The organism is Prevotella sp. P3-122, from assembly GCF_002251365.1.
Lineage (GTDB): Bacteria > Bacteroidota > Bacteroidia > Bacteroidales > Bacteroidaceae > Prevotella.
Window position 1 is genome coordinate 61,617 of record NZ_NPJH01000044.1, and the last position, 19,131, is coordinate 80,747.

Below are 19,131 nucleotides of genomic sequence, written 5' to 3' on the forward strand. Positions count from 1 at the left end.
TTTTATTTATTGTGTTATTTGATGATTACTTTTTTGCCATTCACGATGTTGATGCCCTTCTCGAGCTTCCACAACTTGCGGCCATTGAGGTCGTAGATTTCAGCCTTTCCATTCATCAGTTCGCTGAGGGTTGTTATGGCTGTCGTTTGGTTCTCCTCACCGAAGAAGAAGGCCTTGACACCTGCAGAAGGCTCGTTGTCGTACTTCAGGTAGGCACGGTTGGCGCCCAGCTTGTAGCTCAGGGCTGGATCACACTGGTAGAAGCCAACCACACCCTTGTTCTTTTGCAACAGATAGCAGTCTGTGCCAAGAGTCATCTCGCCACCAGGCAGAGTACCTACGAGCAGGCCTGCCTCATAAGTATCTTTATAAGCTGTGCCGTATCCTTGGAGAGTCACGCTGATAGTATTCTCGTCATCTGCGTATACGATGTAAGGAGTATTGGCAGCAATTTCATAAGCCTCTTCCAATGTCAACGTGGAGCCATTCACCGCTTCAACGCTGTAAAGTGTTACGTTCTCAGGTTTATTTGCCTTGAAGGGGGCGATGAATGTACCATACTTAACGCCCGTAACGACCTTCAATGTAGCTTGTGCCTTTTCGGCTGGGGCGATAACCATACGATAATAATTGCGAGTAGTATACACGCCATTGTCGTTGTTGCCATTAGCTCCTAATTCAATATTAGCTTCAACATTTATTATTCTCCAATTGTTTTCTTCATCCATAGGAATTACACGGAATTCGGCGGCATCATCCTTGGTGGTTGTGGTACGAATTTGAAATATGGTACCTCCATCATATTTGCTTCCTAAACAAAGATATCGAGTATTCCCGTCCTTGTCTGTCTGACTAAGATAGTATGTGTCTTTTTTATCAGGGACAGAAGTGAACTCAAACGCCTGTCCATAGTTGCTGTTTGGATCCGCAAAGTAACGCACATTATAACCGCCAGCGTCATTGCGATCATTTGTCAACGTCATGGCTTTATTTGGAAGTTGATATCCCAAAGAGACATTTTTAATAGAATAACGAGTATTTGCAGCAGGGCTATTCAATGCGGGAATGGTGAGGTTCCTGACAATGGCAATCTGTTCATTGACATTACCTATCGTTGCATCATTATCATCGTAGACCTGTTGCGCTACCTGAAGAGCGTCGTTAATTGTTTTTATTCCATCTGTGGGATATTTGAAAGCATCATCACCGACGTTCGTTGTAGGCACTTTGAAGCCATCTATTATAGCTTTTAGTTCTTCTTTTGGCGCTACTTCGACAATAGATAATGCAGAAAGTGCAATCATGCAGTCGCCAGTTCTATTGCAAGTAAATGAAACAGAAAAAGAAGTTGCATCAACATCATCACTCACCTTGAAAGTCTTTTCTATTAGATACAAAGTTTGCTTTACACTAATAGAGTTGCTGCTAACTGTTGCCAGTTCTTTGTCGCCAGCCTTTATCTTTGTTGTCAGTGTTGGAGCACTGGAATTATTATGCCAACCGACCAATGCACTATATTTGTAGGTATGACCTGCTTCGAGCTTATAGGAATTCGTTGTATATGTGAACGACTCACCACTCGTATTGTATCTAATCCAGAAGATTTTGCTGGGATTTGAATCTGCGTCGTAAGTGTATGACGTTCCGTCAGAGAGTTTGTAATCTTTATAAGTAGTTGTGAAACGGATGCCTCCACCAGCATTTTCTTCTCGAAATGTTCTGTTTTCGCTCGATGTCCATCCAAACTGACTTGGTATGGGATTCGCTATTTCACACCCTGTACCATCCCATCCTTGTAATAGGTTCTCGGTCTGTCCATAGACGTTTTCTGTCAAGACTGCGATTGCCGTCAATGTGATAAGTTTTTTAAGATTCATAATGATTTAGATTTATAATGATTTAAATTTTTAATGATGTTTTTTCTGATAGAGCTCTTAGGATTGCAAATGGAATGCAGAGCCAGGGTGGCTCATGCATCCCATCCAAACAAAAACCTAAATTATCTAACTTAACCTTAACTAATTATTATATTTTGAGGAAACAATTAAAAACGCTGCAAAGATAGAAATAAATATAATATAAAATGATAGCGCTTCGTAACATAGAATGGTAGTCTTGTAACAAATGAGCCAAAAGACTGTTGTTAAGGGCAGAAAAAGGGTGCAATTCGCTTTGAATTGCACCCTGAAGGATTATTCCAGATCAAGTACAAAAATGATTTACTTCACTATGACCTTCTTGCCATCGATGATGTAAAGTCCCTTCTGCACTTTACCAACCCGGCGACCGCTGAGGTCATAGATGCCACTACGGGCGATAGGAGCCGTGGCTGTTACCTCATCGATGCCAGTGGGAACTGCGGTGCCCATGTAGAAGAGCCGGAAGTTGTCGGCCTTGTACCATGCGTTAGTGGTAGAGAGTCCCAGGTTGATGGTCTCCCCCTTACTGTCGAAGACCAACATAATCTCCTGACCGAGCGTCTTCGATGTTACGGAGTTGCCCTCTTCATCTGTACCATCGGCAAAGGTCAGTTCGCTTATAGCCTCTCCGGCATGCATACGGATAGTCTTGTCAGCATCGCCTGCAACGGTACACTTCAGTGTATAATAACCTTCGGGCAGGAAAACGTCTTGTTCGATGGCATAGCCACGATTGGGACCGTCCCAAGTGTTGAAGAGATAGTGGCCATCAGAGCCCTCCATCATGTAGCTGTTGGTCTCGTTTGAACGGATACCCGTATCGTTGTTCATCGACTCTACGTTCCAAACACTCAGTCCGATACCATCCTCATCGAGGTTCTCGAAACTGTTGTTGACAATGACGTAGGAAACGTCAAAGGGATTGTTCTCCGTAGCAGCAGCGATGCCATCCTGTGCAAAGACGTAGTTACTCCATGCCTTTGGGAATGAGGCGATAATCTGCTCAGCCTCCTCAATGCTATATGCACCGTCCTCGGGATCGCGGTCGAGTAGCGCTTGGAGAGTCTTGTCGTTGCTGAGGAAGTCGCCATCTTCGTCAGCCCACGCCTTGATGTTCTGGTACAGGGTGCATATCTCAATCCATTTGTTGAGAACAGACTCGCAGCGTCCGGCATATTCAACAGATGATTTCAATACCTCTACTGCCGCAAGTTTGTCAGCCATGGCGGTGGATTCGATGGCATCCTCACCTGCCTCAACAGCCTTGTCGAGCTTGTTGCAGGCTTCGTCGATGAGGGTAACGTAGTCGTTGACTCCCAGTACGCTGGCCTTCTCGATGAGCGAGGCCAACTCCTCATTGACCAGTTGCGAAGCGATGTCAGCGTCGTGCCCCAAGTAGGTGATGGTCAGTGCGCCCCAGCATACCCACGAACCGCCATCATCGAGGTTGTCGGCCGTGGTGCCGATGGTGAGTGAACCATCCTCATGCAGTACCGTTAAGACGGTGTTGTCGAGGTCGTAGTCATTGCTATAATAGAAGAGAGCTTGTGCCATGGCCTGTCCGTTGGGCAAATAGACGTCGCCAACTGTGGTGTTGTGCAGGTCGTCCGGCTCAACGGCAGCCATCTCGGCTTGGTTGTGGAGCTTCACACGATTTCCACCTGCAAAGAGGTAGGCAGGTTTGATGGGTTCCTCATTTGCGTATGCCTCATAATTGGCTGTGATGCTACCATTGCGGTAGAAGCCAGGAGCGCTGATACGGTAAACACCAGCAGGGAGGTTGTCAATGACGGTGTAGGCGGTGAAGCTGAGTGGTTGCGTACCCCATACCTCGACAACGCCAGACTGCTGGCTCGCAAACTTACCACTGGTACCTTCAAACTGCCAGCCCTCAATGCTCATGTCCGAGAAACTGAGGTTTTGGGCGATAATAGGTGTGATATCTACGTCGTGACCTCCATCGCCAGCGGCTACAGCAGCGTCGAAGGCGTTCTTGACAGCCTCTTTCACGCGGCCGTTGAATGCCGTTATGATATCATCGATTTGCTGTGCCGTGTAGGCTCCGCTCTCGTAGTTGGCCAGATATTCGCTCTTGTCGCTGGCCAGTTGCCCGGCGAAGTCCTGCATGTCATGCGTACCACTGTAGCGGTTGATGGCGTCGGTCATCTCGCCTTCTATGAAAGCATGCAACTTGGCATACTTGTCAATGCTGGTGCGAATGCTTCTGACGATGTTGTTGATGGATGTAGTGGCAGCAATGTTTGACTCGACATCGGCGCTCTGTGCGTTGACCAACTGTTGTCCGTCATTGATGGCTTTCTCGAGTTCTGTCTGTAGGGCTCTCTCGTACGGATCTTCACTCTGCAGGGTGTTCTTGGCATTGATGATGGCACCACGTAGGGCGACGAGGCTGGGATTAATGTCAGTAACACCGTTGAAGGTTAGCGTGAACTCGTCGATGAAGAGGTGAGGCATAGAGCCAGAGCCATTGTTGCTGGCCGTATATCCAATGGAAATTATTCCTGAGGTCTCCTCCTCGAGGGTGAACTTGATGATCTCTTTGGTCCACTTGTTGATGGGGAACACGGTGGTTTCCGCCAGATACTCCTCACCGTTATCGCCGATAAATCCGCAAAGGTTTTTGGCGATGGCTGTGGTGCCGCCTACGGAGTTGTATGTGGGAATGGTGATGGTGTAGGAACCGGCAGGGAGTGTGACCTGCTGGCTGTAGTATGCCGTAGCTCCCCAGCAACTTACTAAACCCAAGACATTGCCCTGCGTATCGCCGTTGGCTTTCGTTGCAGGTGGCACGAACCCCTTGCCCTTGGCACCCAGCCATGCTGTCTCGCCAGAACCCACGGCAAACAGACCAGAGGCAATGCCATCTGCGTCTGGCGCATTGGGAGTCCAATCAGGTATTGGCTGCATGCCAGAATAGGGGGTGCTGTTCGCATTTTTATCCTTGGCATAGGTGCATACACCATTATCGAGCGGAGTGCCGTTGGTGAAGTGTGCGTTGCTGATGAAGAAGTCGGTGAAGTCGGTCATCTTAGAGGCATTGGCTGCCTTTTGGTCCTCAATGGCCTGCTGCACCTGTTCCATGGTGGCGTTGGGGTTGTCATAGACGGCCTGTGAGGCGCTGACATCGACTCCAAGTTCTTTACCTGTCTCGATGAGGGGCAGCAGCTGCTCTTCCTTGACGGCATCAATCTGCGCCTTAATGATGGCAGCGGCATCCGCCTCGATAATCTTGATGTAATCGAAGAATAAATGAGGCATCGACCCGGAACCCTTGTTGAGATCAGCGGTATAGCCCAGCGAGATGACACCTGTGGTAGGCTCATCGAGCACGAATGTGACCTCGTCGGTCATCCATTCGCTGTTGGCTTCCCATGACGTTCTGTTGACTACAAACGCTTTGCCTCCCTCGGCAATGAAGCCGCAAAGATTAGCAGCCACCTCGCCTGTGCCGCCTGCATTCCAAACAGGAATTTGAATGGTGTAGGCACCGGCAGGCAGCGTGACGCTCTGTGTGTACTGCTGGCGCGAGCCCCACACAGCCACCATGCCGAGGGCATTGCCTGTGCCTTCCTGTCCGGAAGAATTGGAGTCGGGCGCATAGTATGCGCCACCCAGCTCGGCCTTATGGTTGCCCTGTTCATTGTAGGCACCGATGGCGAAGACACCGGCGGCTCGGGCATTGCAATCGTCTTTACGATCGGGGTTATTGGTGTTGTCACTCAGAGTGGGGGCTGTCCATCCTGTCACGGCCTGCTGACCATAGAGCGTGTAGCCTCCCTTCTCCATGTCGTAGTCGTAGGTGCAGATACGCCCCTCGACGGGTGTGTCCTGGCTGAAATCGGCATTCTTCAGGTACTTGCCGGTGATGTCGTCACCAACAGCACCCTGTACGGATGTTCCCGCAAGCAGCATGACACAAGAAAAGAGTAGTTTCTTCATAATAATGAAAAATATTAATTGTTAACTGACGAGAATTACTTCACTACTTTGCGGCCATTCACTATATAAATGCCGTGTCGAGGAGAGGCTGTATTTACCTTGCGTCCCTGCAGATCATAGATATCTGTGGAATGCGTGGATTCGGTTGCCTTAGGTGCCTCTTCGATGGATGTGGTCAGGGTCTCCAGCTCGTCGGCGGTGAGGATGAACCATTGCTGTGCCGTGGCTTCGTTACTGGCATCGTACTTGCTCTCGGTTATCGCCTTGGCTGTGGCAGTGAGGGCTGGAGAACTGTACTTGTTGGGGTGCAGGAGCCAGTAGGCCGTCTTGGTGAGGGGTATATCTTCGGAGCCGAGTTGAGAGTCGATGCGTGCGGGCAGAACGTGGAAGAGTTCTGCAAAGGTGGGAGTGTCAGCGGTAGTCACCTTGAAGCCCGAATTGTAGGTCAGCATCTTGCCCGTGGCTGCGTTTTGGAAATAGTAATAGCGCTTTTTGGCATCGTAGCGTACGTACCATGCATAGCCATCGTTGGCGAGAACCTCGTCTTTCGTAGCTTCTTGGTATTTCACAGTGAGCTTGCTGCCGTAGAGATATCCGTCTGTAAACTGGCTGTTCTTAAGGTAGTACTTGATAGTGTCGCGCTGCTCGAAGAGGTAGGCTGGCGACGCAAAGCCCACGGAACTGGTACAGGGCACTCCGTCCTGATGCAAGGCATGGGTGATTAGGATGTTGTAGAAGTAGAGCGATACATTGGAGGGCTGATAGGTGTCTTCGTGGGCACCATTGATGCCGTAGGGCCACATGTGCGACTTGTCTCCGTCCATAAGCGAGGTATTGTTGTTGTTGATGAAGCGTACCATCTTGGTGGCCATGGGGCCGAGCCACTTTCCACGACTGACGTTGGAACGCAGGTTGGCGTTGTTGTTCCACTCCCAGGTTGTGCCCACACCTACGCCGTGGTTGGTCTCGTGCAACATGGTTCCAGTCTGCTGGTAGGGTGTGTTCTGGCTCACGCGCATCCAGCCACCGTAGCTGCAGTCGGCTGTGCCGTCGCCCGCTCCTGCTCCACGGTTAAAGTGTACGCTGAGGTGGAAGCCAGGGATGTAGCTCAACTGATTATACATCCACACGCACTCGGCCGAAGCACTTTTGATGCGGGCATTGGCATCAATGGCCTGTTGCTCGGTGTATTTGGTATCCTTCAGTGCAGCATCGTCGTAGCTCCAAGTCATGACACCTTCTGGCAGGGTGACAATTTTACGTTCCTCACCGTAGGCTACGTATCCGCCACTTGTCATGGCGTATGCGCGCATATAATAAGGTGTGGCGGGTGTGAGGCCACGCATGACATAGATGCTGGTGCCTTCGAGAGTCTCTGTGGTGGACTCGTCGAAGATGGTGGGATTCGGCTTGGTGCTCCAGCAGAATCCCTTCTCCTTGCACGTACCGCTTATCGTGCTACGCCCCAGCGCAATAGTGTTGCCTGTGGGGATGAACTCGAATGTGCTGACCGTGAGAGAAGTAGGGGCGGCACTTTCCACTTTCTCGCGCAAGGTTTGTCGTTCTGTCTCGATGCGCGCCTGCTCGGTAGAGAGGCTGTCGGCATTCACACCGTTGTAGTAGAGACGCAGATTGTCGATGCAGACCCAGTTACCGGTACAGTCCTTGAGGCGTATGCCCACGTTGGCCTTGCCGTTGGCCACGGTAAAAGTGACGCTATAGTCGCCTGGGGCATTGATGGCTGTCTGTTCCTGTCCGGCATAGAGGTAGGCACCTGTGCAGATCTCCGAGCTGTTGACCTGGTTGACATTCTTGGCAGCAGCCACAAGAGTATAGGTGCCGTCGGGCAGATGATAGAGAGTCTGGTACATACCTGTATTGGTGCCCAGCTTGCTGCCACGCGATACCCATTTTTCCATCCACACGCGCTCGTTCTTTCCCTCGAAGGTGTTGGCTATGTTATAAGTGAACTTTCCCGGATTGATCCAAGCGGCAAAACGGGCTTCGAAATCAGGGTTTTCGATGTACTTTTTGGTAACATCCTCTGGCTGGGCACAGATGCACAATGTGCAAAGCCAGATGCTGGTTGTAAGTGATAATTTTTTCATGTTTTATATATTTTCAATCTTTAATCTTCAATTTCCAATTATAAAAAAGCTGTAGTGGTGCGGTTTGCGGCCATCAACGGTATACTGTGGGAGTGTGCGTGCGCCCCACGAATCGACTCCGCCTACGCCATGTATGTTGAGGTCTATATTGACTGTGACTCCGTCGCCACGATGCATCTCATTTGGATGGGCGGCCTGCAACTCCTCTTCAACGTAGTCCCAGGCACGGATGCAGAGTGGTTGGCAACCCAGAATAGTGAGCTTACGCTGGGTGGTGACGGAAGACAGAGTAAAAGAACGTACATCGCAACGGTTGCCGTTGTCTTGAGGATTGACGTACTCCACCTCGTAGTCGGAGAGTGGCATCGCATAGCGTCCGACGTGCTGTGACAGCTTGCGGTCGGGGTAGTTCTCTAACGGGCCTCGACCGTACCATGACACCTGGCTGAAATCCGCTGGCAGGCGCATCCTCATGCCGAACTTTGGCATTGTCTTGAGGGCTTCTGCCAATGATTTGTCGCTGACATTCCCTTGAGGCTGGTAGTCGGCGTCGACCTTGATAGTGCCGTCAGAATGAATGGTATATACGAGGATGAGTTTTGCTGCCACGGGCAGGGTGAATGTGGCTGTGACCTCGGCGACATCCTTGTGCTGACTGACGTGGAAGGCCTGCAACTGCCGCTCCTCAGCAGCGCTCTGCCATATGGCAAGACGCTGAGCGAACTTGGCAGCATGCTGGTTGTCGTTTTCGGGCTTCCAGAAATGGGGCTCGAGAGGAGCAATGAGCCATTGTTTGCCATGCGCGGTAATCTGCGTTATGGCTCCTGTACTGTCTATCTCTACCTGCCCATGCCGCGTCAGGATGGTGACACCGTGCGCTGTACGCTTCACCTTAGCAGCTTTGACCTTGCCGTGCGAGGTGGATCCAGATAGGAGAGGTGATGTGAATTCGTTTGTTGAAATGTCTCCAAACGACTGCGGGAAGGCATACTGCCCCTCGACAAATTGCTCGTGAGCCACCACAAAGCCACGTTTGGCCCATGGCGTGTCATGCTTCAGCAGGGCTTTAATGTTGATGAGCCGTTCTCCGCCAACCTGCAAGGTGTCCAAAATGTAGTCGAAGTCATCAACATGCACAAAGGGGTCCATGCTCTTCTTCTCGATGCGTCCCTCGTGCATGGAGAAATGGATGGGCTGGTACACGTATTGCACCTCATAGTAATGGGGGTGTGGCTTTCGGTCGGGCGCCACCATGCCGTTGATGCAGAAGGTTCCGTTGTTTGGTTGGTCACCAAAGTCGCCTCCATAGAGATAGGTTGGATTTGCGGATTGTGAGCTACCAACTGCTTCCAGTCCCTGATCTACCCAATCCCACACAGCTGCGCCACAGATGCTGGAATCTGCGTAGATGATGTCCCAATAGTCCTTGAGATTTCCCATGGAGTTGCCCATGGCATGACCATATTCGCGCATCATGAAGGGGCGATTATTGACACGCTGGGCTACACGACGCATATTCTCGGGGGTGAGGTAGCTGTCATCGTAGATGTCGGAGAGGCTGCGGTCGCTGTCGTAGTAGATGACGCGTGTGGTGTCGATGGAGAGGATGGCCTCACGCATGGCTTTAGGATTCAAACCCGCACTTGCTTCGTTGCCAAGCGACCATATGAGCACAGAGGGATGGTTCTTGTCGCGCTCCACAAGCGATTTGGCCCTATCCACATGGGCGGCTCGCCAAGCAGGGTCGTCGCCAAGGGTATGGTTGCCAATACCGTAGTCGTGGCTCTCGTTGTTGGCCTCGTCCATTACGAAGATGCCATAGCGGTCGCAAAGTTCGTAGAGGTAGGGATCGCTGGGATATACGGCCACACGCAGCAGATTGATGTTGCATTGCTTCATCAAGGCAATATCCTGCTCGTATGTGGCAGGGTCACAGTATCGGCCGGTTCGAGGATGGTGGTCGTGACGGTTGACGCCCCTCAGCTTGACATTTTGCCCATTCACTTTCAGCACCTCGCCAATAATCTCCACTTTCTTGAATCCGACGTGGCTTTCGAAGTGTTCGCCATCGCAAGCGAGCGTAACTGGATAGAGATTTGGTGTGTGTGGTGTCCAGAGCCTGACTCCAGAGAGATGCCCGTCGAAGCGTACTGCTAAGGTGTCGCCCGCAGCAATGTGCTTGACGTTTTGTGTGAAGAGCTGCCCATCAATGGTGACACTTACGGGAATGTTTCTTGCTGCGTTCCGACCCCGATTGCACACCTTGACGGTAGCGACGAAATCGCCATCTTTCCAGTTGTCGCAGGGTTGAGCCTGAAGGTGATAGTCTGCAATATGCACAAGGGGGCGCACCAATAGCTGCACGGGGCGGAATATGCCAGAGAGTCGCCACATGTCGATGTCTTCGAGGTAACTGCCGTCCGACCAGCGGTACACTTCCACGGCCAAACGGTTTCTGCCCTTTATTATATAAGGAGTGATGTCAAACTCGGACGGTGACATTGAGTTCTGGCTGTATCCGACTTTCTGTCCGTTAACCCATACATAGAAAGCAGACTTCACGCCTCCGAAATGGAGGATATAGGAAGCATCCTCTATGCTTCCATAAGGGGAGACCTGAGGCACATCGAAAAAGGTGACATAGGACCCAACCGGATTGCGATGGTCGAAACTGTAGTATGTGCTATCGGGGACTCCTGTCACGTAGGGAGCATCTTTCTTGAAGGGGTATTTTACGTTAGTATAGATGGGTTTGCCATAGCCTTGCAACTGCCAGTTTCCGGGCACTTGTATGGTGGGCCATGACGAAACATCGAAAGTAGACTTGTAGAAGTCGGCAGGACGCGAGGCAGGGTCTTTCGACCAATGGAAATACCACTGTCCATCGAGCGAGACAATCTCTTTACACTCTGCCTCTTTGCTGGGCAATTGCAGTGTGGCATGATAGGGCAGTTTGCCTCTCGACACAATGGTAGCATCCTCCCAGTCATGGTGCTCCTGGGCCAGTACAGGCATGGCGGCCCACATGGCCATCCATAGTAGCGTCATCATCTTTTTTCTCATAATCGTTTTGTTGTTTATTTCCGAATGCAAAGTTCTGAAAAACTGAGTAAACAACAGAAACAAGGTGTATCAAAAAATGGTAACATGGTAACAAATTGGACACCATAGTATACTACACAACTTTCGGAAGTTATTTTAAACCACAGAGTTTAAAATAACTTCCGAAAGTTGAGTTACTGATATTTGTACATCAAACTGTACACCCTAATTAATGATTAATGATTATTGATTTCTCAATAATTCAAGCATGGCTTAAACATACGTCATTTATCTCCTCTTATCTTCATTTTTCTCCTTTTTACTACTTGCGAAGTTTAAATCATTAATAGAACTCGTAGTCTTCGTCAGTGTCTTGCTGTTCTTTATTTGCAGGTTTGGGCTGTATCTTCAGCTTTCCGTTCTCGTCGAACATGCCATATGTTGTTCTAAGGACGGTAAATTCGGTGCGCCTGTTGATGGAGTTGCATATCTCCTGCCTCTCCTCGTTGTCTATGGCCTTTATGAAGTCCTCTGTCAGCTCGTCTCCCTCCTTGAGCCATGAGTATTTCTTTGCCAGTTTAGCCCTGACCTTCTTCGGTCTGTCCTTTCCGTAGCCTACGGGGGTGAGCCTTTCGGCCTCTATGCCATGTTCTACGAGATAGTTCACCACGCTTTCTGCCCGTCTCTGCGACAGCCGCTTGTTGTATTCGGCAGAGCCTTTGTAGTCGCAGTGGGCACTCAGCTCAATGGTGACGTGCGGATTCTGGTTGAGCAGCGTGACAAGCTCGTCGAGAGCCTTCTCTGAGTCCTTGGTAAGCTCAGCCCGGTCGAACTCGTAGAAAATATTGTCGATGAGCACGGGCATTGAGATTGGGGCAAGAGGGAACTGCAGCACGTCCTCGTGGCTCTCGTCAGTGGCCATGACGGTAAGTTCCTCCATGTGGTTGAGATATCCCTGGCAGGTTGCCATGACGAGATAGCTTACACCGGGAGTTACAACCTTGGTAAAGGAGCCGTCGCTGCGAACGCCCACAGTCTCGTTAGTGCCGTCGTCTGCAACGATATGCACTTCGGCCGCCGTAAGCTCATAGCCGTCCATCTCGTAGACATAGCCCTTGATGGTATTGACAATTTCGGGATTGTTGAAGGAATAGATATGGTCCCATCCCCGTCCGTCATTCCTGTTGCTTGAGAAGAAACCACGGTTGTACGGTCCCTCGAAGGTGATGCCAAAGTCGTCGCCCTGGGAGTTAAGCGGATATCCCGGATGCTCAAGATGGTATTTATGGTCGTTGCCCACCCTTGCGATAAATATATCGTAGCCGCCGAGTCCCTGATGGCCATTGCTTGAGAAATAGAAATCGCCGTTAGGACGGAATGCCGGGAACGCCTCGTCTCCAGGAGTGTTTACAGGCTCCCCAAGGTTCTCCACTCCCCCTACTCCTGCTGCTGTGAGCCTTACACGCCAGATGTCGAGTCCTCCCTTGCCTCCCGGCATGTCGGAGGTGAAGTAGAGCCATTCGCCATCGGGCGAGACGGCAGGATGTGCAAAGCTGGAGAGTGTGTCGTTGGAAAGCTTCAGCTCAGATGCCTTTCCCCATGAGGCATCACTGCGCGATGCCGTCATTATCTTGGCATAACGTGGATAGGAGGGGTCGGTAGAGCATTGAGTAAGATACATTGTCCGTCCGTCGGTAGAGAAGGCGCACGCCCCCTCGTCATAGTCGGTATTCAGTCCGCCCACAACAGGCTCAGGCCTTGACCAGTGTCCCTTGTCATCTTTCTCGCTTAGGAATATGTCGGCAGGTTTCGTTCCCGTAATGCCGCTAAGCTCATCGCCTTGCGCCTCGTTGCGCGAGGAAGTGAAATAGAGCTGGTCACTCTCGTCGCCAAGGAGCATGGGACAATACTCCGCCCTACGTGAGTTGAATATATCCATCTTCTTCACGGTATACCTGCTACCCTCATTCTTGATGGCAGGTGCCTGACGTGCGGAGAGCAGTCCGTTGCGGGCCAGAACGTTGCCGGGCATGGAGTCGAGCACCTGCGTGAAAGCAGCCTCGGCCTCCTTGTAGTTGCCGTTCTTGAGCAGAAGCCTCGCATAAGCCAGCAGGTCATCGGATGTAGCCTGATTATACCTTATGGCATTGCGGTAGGCGGCGATAGCTTTCGCCGTCTGCAGGCTGCGGTCGTAGCAGTAAGCCATCTTCCGTGCCCTCTGTCCCCTCTTGTCCCTTTCCTTGGACGGAGTCTTCTGGTAGGCCGTCTTGAACTCGTTGGCAGCATCATAATACTCACCAAGGGCAAGGTATTTCTCACCCCGCTTGAGGTTTTTGTCTGCACCACACGATGACAAGACGAACACAAGAAGCAACGACAAGACGAGGCATGAGGTTGCCATAGGCATAAGTCCCTTATATTCTTTTATCTCCATTATAGTTTCTTTGTTGACGGGCGAGCGAGTAGACGGGAGCTCGGACCTCAATGATAAAACGCAGAAAAAGCCGATTTATTATCCGAACGGCAACTTGAAGGCGCATCCCTCACGCCACAGGCTGCATCCGTACGCCGTGCGTCCCTTGATGACTACTCCCTTTCCGCATAGCGGGCATGGTTTTCCTATAAGGTCATCGGATGGCGCAATGGCTGGCTGCTGGCCGTCAGATGACTTTGCGGAATTTGGTTTTGGCTTGGTCGCCTTTGGAGCAGCCTTCCGCGACTTGGGCTTTTTGGCAACCTGCTCGGTAGCATCATCGGTTATGACGAGCTTTCTTGGAGAGGCATCCTGCAACACATCCTTCACAATATCCGTTATCTGCTGCTTCAGCTCTGCCACAAACTGTGCGGCATCGTAGCGCTGGTGTTCTATGTCACGGAGTTTCTTCTCCCAAATGCCAGTAAGCTCGCAACTCTTGAGCAGCTCCTCCCGTATGATGTCAATAAGTCCTATGCCGGTAGGCGTAGCCACAAGGTTCTTGCGCTCGCGGCGTATATACCTGCGCTTGAACAGAGTCTCTATGATGCCCGCCCTGGACGATGGACGGCCGATACCGTTTTCCTTGAGCGCGGCGCGCAGCTCCTCGTCCTCGACAAACTTTCCTGCCGTCTCCATGGCTCTGAGAAGTGTGGCCTCGGTATAATATTTCGGTGGTGTGGTATGCTTCTCGGTAAGGGTAGGCTCGTGGGGGCCGCTCTCGCCAACCGTGAACTGAGGGAGCACACGCTCCTCGTCGGTCTTCCTGGCCTCGTCGTCTGTCTGCTGTTTGGCCTCCTTGCCATACACCTTGCGCCATCCGGGGTCGAGAATTTCTTTTCCGCTAACCTTGAATGTCACATCCTCAACCTTGCCCAGAACGGTAGTAGTAGAAAAACGGCAGTCGGGATAGAACACCGCTATGAAGCGGCGTGCTATTAGGTCGAAGACGTTCTGCTCAATATCGGTGAGTCCGCGTATAGGCACCCCTGTAGGGATGATGGCATGGTGGTCAGTAACCTTTGAGGCATCGAAGACCTTCTTGGTCTTAGGCAACGGCTTGCCTCCAAGGGGCTTCACAAGCGGAGCGTAGACGCTCTGTCCGGCAATGAGCGACTGGTAGACGCCGTTGAGTATCTGGGGACACTTGGGATAGACATCGTCCGGCAGATACTGGGTGTCCACACGCGGATAGGTGGTGAACTTCTTCTCGTAGAGCGACTGCACGATATTGAGCGTCATCTCGGCAGAATATCCGAACTTGCTGTTGCAGTCCACCTGCAACGATGTGAGGTCGTAGAGGTGTGGCGGTGCCTCGGTGCCTTTCTTCTTCTGTACGGCCGTCACCACGAACGGCTTGCCGGCAATGGTGCTGAAAGCCTTCTCACCCTCTTCCTTGGAGCTGAACTTGCCCTGCGTTGCCGTGAAGACAACGTCACGATATAGCGTTGCCAGCACCCAGTAAGGCTCTGGCTTGAAGTTGTCTATCTCCTTCTGCCTGTTTACGATGAGCGCCAGCGTCGGTGTCTGTACCCTGCCTATGGACAGCACCTGACGGCCCTGCCCGTACTTCAGGGTATAGAGTCTCGTGGCGTTCATACCCAATATCCAGTCACCGATGGCACGCGAGAGTCCTGCAAGATACAGCGGCTGATAATGGCTCTGGTCCTTGAGGTTGCGGAACCCTTCCCTGATAGCCTCGTCAGTCATGGATGATATCCACAACCTCTTGACGGGGCATTTGGCACCGGCCTTCTGCATAACCCATCGCTGGATAAGCTCTCCCTCCTGACCGGCGTCACCGCAATTGATAATCTCGTCAGCCTTGCTGTAGAGCCGCTCAATGGTATCGAACTGCTCCTTGATACCACGGTCCTCAATAAGCTTAATGCCAAAACGCGGAGGCAGCATCGGCAAGGCAGCCAGGCTCCAGTGGCGCCAGTTCTCTGTATAGTCGTTAGGCTCCTTCAGACAACAGAGGTGTCCGAAGGTCCACGTAACCTGATAGCCATTGCCCTCCATGTATGTCTTATGGTCGGCAGTGGCACCTATAATTCTGGCAATGTCTCTTGCCACACTGGGTTTCTCGGCTATGCAAACAATCATTGAAAATGGTTTTGAGTGGCAAAATTAAGTAAAAAAAACGAGACTTATACAACAAAGAAACAAAAAAGAGACTTAGCCATGCAAGATTAATGAACTATTCCGTTTAATACTATAGGAAGCACATGAATACAGAAGAGGAAATCCTCAAAGCAATAAAACATGGCGACAGGAAGGCTATGAGGGCCTTGTACGACAGCTATGCCGGATATGCCACAGCCGTTGGGCTGAGGTATATCCCTGACAGGTATCTGCTGAAGGACGTGCTGCAGGAGAGCTTCATAAAGGTATTCACAAACATTCGTGACTTCAAATACCGAGGGGAGGGGTCGCTTAAGGCCTGGATAATCAAGATTGTCACCAACGAGGCCATAAACTTCCTGCGCGACCATGGCCGCTTCTATATTACCGACGAGTTGCCAGAGGAGCCAACCGACGAGGAGCCACCAGACATCGACGGCATTAGCAACGAGAAACTGACAGAGCTTATAGGACGTTTGCCCGACGGCTACCGCACGGTGCTCAACCTCTACGTCTTCGAGGGATTGACGCACAAGGAGATTGCAAAACGGCTTAACATAAAGGAGAATTCCTCGGCCTCGCAATACGCAAGAGCAAGGACTATGCTCGCAAGGATGATTAGGAAAGTAATGAATACAGAATAATATATATAGTATGAGAAACAAAGAAGAATGGGTACAGAAACTGCGCTCACGAATGAGCAACCATCAGGAGCCTGTGCCCTCCGACCTTTGGGGCAGCATAGACAAAGCCCTCGACAACAGCGGTAACAAGAAAACCATACCACTGTGGCGATGGGTGGCGGCAGCATGTGTGGCCGCAGTGGCCGTATCAACATGGATGGTTATGGGCAATAGCCCCGACGAACCGGACATGATAGCGGACAATAGTGTAAGGACATACGCCACACAGCCATCGGAGCATAGGGCCAATACGGATACAGAAAATCAACATGCACAAAGCCCATCGAGCGACAAGACGCCATCGTACAATAACGAAAAACTTGTAGCCCAGACCAACGCAAGACATGATGAAAACGACTACAGCCATGGCATGCAAGCCGACGCCAATGTGGAAGAAAGCATGAACCATAAGGGCAGTAAGCCAACAGATAACAACTCCATAAGGAATGAAGACTACGAGAACAAGCAAAAACCTGCTTTGGAAAAACCTCTTGAGCGTAGTCAGGGCGAGCTTCTGATAGAGGAGTTAGAGGAAAACTTTGCAAAAGACAAAAAGGGCTACAGAAAAGCCAAAAGCGGCATAAAGCTATTCGCACAAAACAGCTTTCACAATAACAGCTCGACCCCATCAGCAATGGTTATGGCAAGCAATGCGCCAACCGTCGACCTTATGGCTGGCTCACTCGCAGAGAAAATAGAAAGTCCAATGGTCTTGGACAGCTACAGGGAGACACACGACTTTGACAAGCCCGTCACCATAGGACTATCATTCAGCTACGGACTTACCGACCGCATAGCTCTCACTACTGGAGTAGCATATACAAAGCACACTGACCATGCCACAAGAGACAACGAGATGACTACCGTCAACATGAAACACACCTTATATTATATAGGCATCCCCGTAGGTGTTTCATACAAGCTGCTTCAAACGGGCAGGCTGACTGCCTACACGATGGCAGGAGCACAAGCCGATTTCAATATAAAGGCCTCAACAACTGTCAATGGGCAAAAAACCGATGCTGATAAAGACAATATCCAGCTGTCCGTGAACGGAACATTGGGTGTAGAATACGACTTCCTGCCCCAAGCAGGACTCTACATAGAGCCAGGAATAAGATACAACATTGACAACGGCAGCAAGGTGAAAACCTACTTCAAGAAGCACGACTTGGACTTCAACCTACAATTGGGTATAAGGGTCAATTTTGGCCATAACGCCAAGTAAGTTTAGTGGGTGCCCCGCTCTTCTTTGACATCCGTCAACCATTCTCGTTAAAAAACGACAATTTTAATACTTTCACAATTTTCTTCTATTTACAATAGAAATATTTAAGATATATTTCCTATCTTTGCATCGGATTTCACAGCCATTTGATATGGCAACCCACGCCGAGCCGAGTTACACTTCAGGCATCTCGATGCCGAAAGAACAATAAGGCGGGTAGTTGGGTGGGACGTGATTTCCATGACATAATAAAGGCGTTTACTCTACGCTGTGTTTGAGACAACCTGAAATTCTCGCAAAATTTCCAGTCAAAGTCTTGAACTTAGCAACGGTAGATGCCCCGGGTGTGATTTTATCACTCTCCCGTGAGACCTTGTAAGCAAGTTTTGCGCCCTTATTGGGCGCAAACCCATTGTTTATATAGGTCTCTAAGGGATTAGTGCATAGTTCATATCGGCGTGGGCTCTGACGTTGTCTGTTCAACTTTGATGGGCAATGCGAGAAGCCTCAGGTTGTGGAACGGACAACAGGACGATTCCACGCTTTTTTTATGTCCTTAACCGAGTTCATTGTTGAATAGGTTAGGCCATCGATATGAATTCAAATAATACCGATGACAAAATCACCCCCGAGGGCACATCTTTCCCTCCCCGCACCGGGCTTACCCCCGATGCCCTCCCCGAAGTTCAGAAGCCCATTCTGGCCGAGAATTCACCAACAGGGGTGTCCACCAATTGTGTTCAGCCTGAAACGGAGTCACAAACTGCTTCTGAGGATTCTAAGAACCAGAATCCCAATGTCCATTGGTATGCCCTCCGCGCCACCTACGGACGGGAAAGCAAGTGCAACGATTATCTTGTCAGTCAAGGAGTCGAGACCTACTATCCCACCATCAAGGCGTTCAAGATGGTCAACAACAAGCGTAAAAAAGTCACCCAATCTTGCATGCTCAATATCTTCTTCGCCCGTGGCACGGAAGAAGAGCTCAAGACATACGTTTACGACAACGCCAACCTTCCCTACCTCCGTTTCTATTGTCGTCGTGTCGGCATCGGCGATAAACTCCGACATGAGCCCCTCATCGTCCCCGACTATCAGCTGGAAAATCTCCGTCTGGTCTTAGCCGACCAGTCTGGCGGGCTTGTCGTCGTTCCCAATGACGAGCACAAGTTCGACAAGGGGGCAACAGTCCGTGTCACCGATGGCACATTCAAGGGCGTTGTCGGCAAGGTAGCGCGCTACTGTGGTCATCAGCGTGTCGCCATCATTATCGATGGCATCGTCACCATAGCCACCACCTATATCCCCTCGGCATATTTGGAGAAAATAGATTAAGCAATATCCTCAATGTGCTGCCCTTCTTATTGGCCGAGCAATGCACGATAATCAAAGATATATTGGGTCATCCGACATTTCGAGTGATTACCATTTATAGCAGTGTGCTCTGTATTTGTTACCTTCATTGCCGATAAGGTTATAAATCTTGTCTGTGGCGTATTCATATTTGCGGTTCATGCTATATCTCGAGTGACAATATATTGTTGCGTGGTCTATGCATATATATATCATTGCCGATAAGGTTAATAACCTTCAT

At 50.5% G+C, this 19,131-nt stretch carries 9 protein-coding genes; 3 read left to right on the forward strand and 6 right to left on the reverse strand.

What is annotated here, in order from left to right; all coding sequences use genetic code 11:
- Window positions 1-14 precede the first annotated feature (14 nt).
- The 6 genes from CIL02_RS08490 to CIL02_RS08515 form a co-directional block, all read right to left on the reverse strand.
- A complete protein-coding gene (locus CIL02_RS08490; RefSeq protein ID WP_094400870.1) occupies window positions 15-1,877 on the reverse strand; it encodes a hypothetical protein in 1,863 nt (620 codons plus the stop codon).
- Between the two features lie 342 nt (window positions 1,878-2,219).
- On the reverse strand, window positions 2,220-5,879 hold the full coding sequence (locus tag CIL02_RS08495) for a hypothetical protein (RefSeq protein WP_141210178.1): 3,660 nt from the start codon (window positions 5,877-5,879) through the stop codon (window positions 2,220-2,222).
- Between the two features lie 35 nt (window positions 5,880-5,914).
- Window positions 5,915-7,987 carry a hypothetical protein gene (locus CIL02_RS08500; RefSeq protein ID WP_094400874.1) on the reverse strand — a complete coding sequence of 691 codons (2,073 nt, stop codon included), beginning with the start codon at window positions 7,985-7,987 and terminating at the stop codon, window positions 5,915-5,917.
- A gap of 27 nt (window positions 7,988-8,014) precedes the next feature.
- Window positions 8,015-11,050 carry a glycoside hydrolase family 2 TIM barrel-domain containing protein gene (locus tag CIL02_RS08505; RefSeq protein ID WP_094400876.1) on the reverse strand — a complete coding sequence of 1,012 codons (3,036 nt, stop codon included), beginning with the start codon at window positions 11,048-11,050 and terminating at the stop codon, window positions 8,015-8,017.
- Between the two features lie 322 nt (window positions 11,051-11,372).
- A complete protein-coding gene (locus CIL02_RS16905) occupies window positions 11,373-13,430 on the reverse strand; it encodes an OmpA family protein (RefSeq protein WP_094400891.1) in 2,058 nt (685 codons plus the stop codon).
- A 111-nt stretch (window positions 13,431-13,541) separates the two neighbouring features.
- Window positions 13,542-15,608, reverse strand: a complete 2,067-nt coding sequence (locus CIL02_RS08515) for a DNA topoisomerase 3 (RefSeq protein WP_094400878.1) — start codon at window positions 15,606-15,608, stop codon at window positions 13,542-13,544.
- A 122-nt stretch (window positions 15,609-15,730) separates the two neighbouring features.
- On the opposite strand from CIL02_RS08515, the gene CIL02_RS08520 reads away from it, so the two are divergent.
- The 3 genes from CIL02_RS08520 (at window position 15,731) to CIL02_RS08530 (ending at window position 18,872) form a co-directional block, all read left to right on the forward strand.
- Window positions 15,731-16,270 carry an RNA polymerase sigma factor gene (locus tag CIL02_RS08520; protein ID WP_094400880.1) on the forward strand — a complete coding sequence of 180 codons (540 nt, stop codon included), beginning with the start codon at window positions 15,731-15,733 and terminating at the stop codon, window positions 16,268-16,270.
- 10 nt (window positions 16,271-16,280) lie between these two features.
- On the forward strand, window positions 16,281-17,537 hold the full coding sequence (locus CIL02_RS08525; protein ID WP_094400882.1) for a porin family protein: 1,257 nt from the start codon (window positions 16,281-16,283) through the stop codon (window positions 17,535-17,537).
- A gap of 594 nt (window positions 17,538-18,131) precedes the next feature.
- Entirely contained in the window at window positions 18,132-18,872 is a 741-nt protein-coding gene (locus CIL02_RS08530; protein ID WP_094400884.1) for a UpxY family transcription antiterminator, read from the forward strand.
- The last annotated feature ends 259 nt before the right edge of the window (window positions 18,873-19,131 follow it).

What these genes read in the sequence shown, in the direction of transcription:
- CIL02_RS08490 (WP_094400870.1), bottom strand. Translation starts at nt 1,877, where the DNA reads ATGAATCTTAAAAAACTTATCACATTGACGGCAATCGCAGTCTTGACA.
- CIL02_RS08515 (WP_094400878.1), bottom strand. Translation starts at nt 15,608, where the DNA reads ATGATTGTTTGCATAGCCGAGAAACCCAGTGTGGCAAGAGACATTGCC.
- CIL02_RS08520 (WP_094400880.1), top strand. Translation starts at nt 15,731, where the DNA reads ATGAATACAGAAGAGGAAATCCTCAAAGCAATAAAACATGGCGACAGG.
- CIL02_RS08525 (WP_094400882.1), top strand. Translation starts at nt 16,281, where the DNA reads ATGAGAAACAAAGAAGAATGGGTACAGAAACTGCGCTCACGAATGAGC.
- CIL02_RS16905 (WP_094400891.1), bottom strand. Translation starts at nt 13,430, where the DNA reads ATGGCAACCTCATGCCTCGTCTTGTCGTTGCTTCTTGTGTTCGTCTTG.
- CIL02_RS08530 (WP_094400884.1), top strand. Translation starts at nt 18,132, where the DNA reads ATGAATTCAAATAATACCGATGACAAAATCACCCCCGAGGGCACATCT.
- CIL02_RS08500 (WP_094400874.1), bottom strand. Translation starts at nt 7,987, where the DNA reads ATGAAAAAATTATCACTTACAACCAGCATCTGGCTTTGCACATTGTGC.
- CIL02_RS08495 (WP_141210178.1), bottom strand. Translation starts at nt 5,879, where the DNA reads ATGAAGAAACTACTCTTTTCTTGTGTCATGCTGCTTGCGGGAACATCC.
- CIL02_RS08505 (WP_094400876.1), bottom strand. Translation starts at nt 11,050, where the DNA reads ATGAGAAAAAAGATGATGACGCTACTATGGATGGCCATGTGGGCCGCC.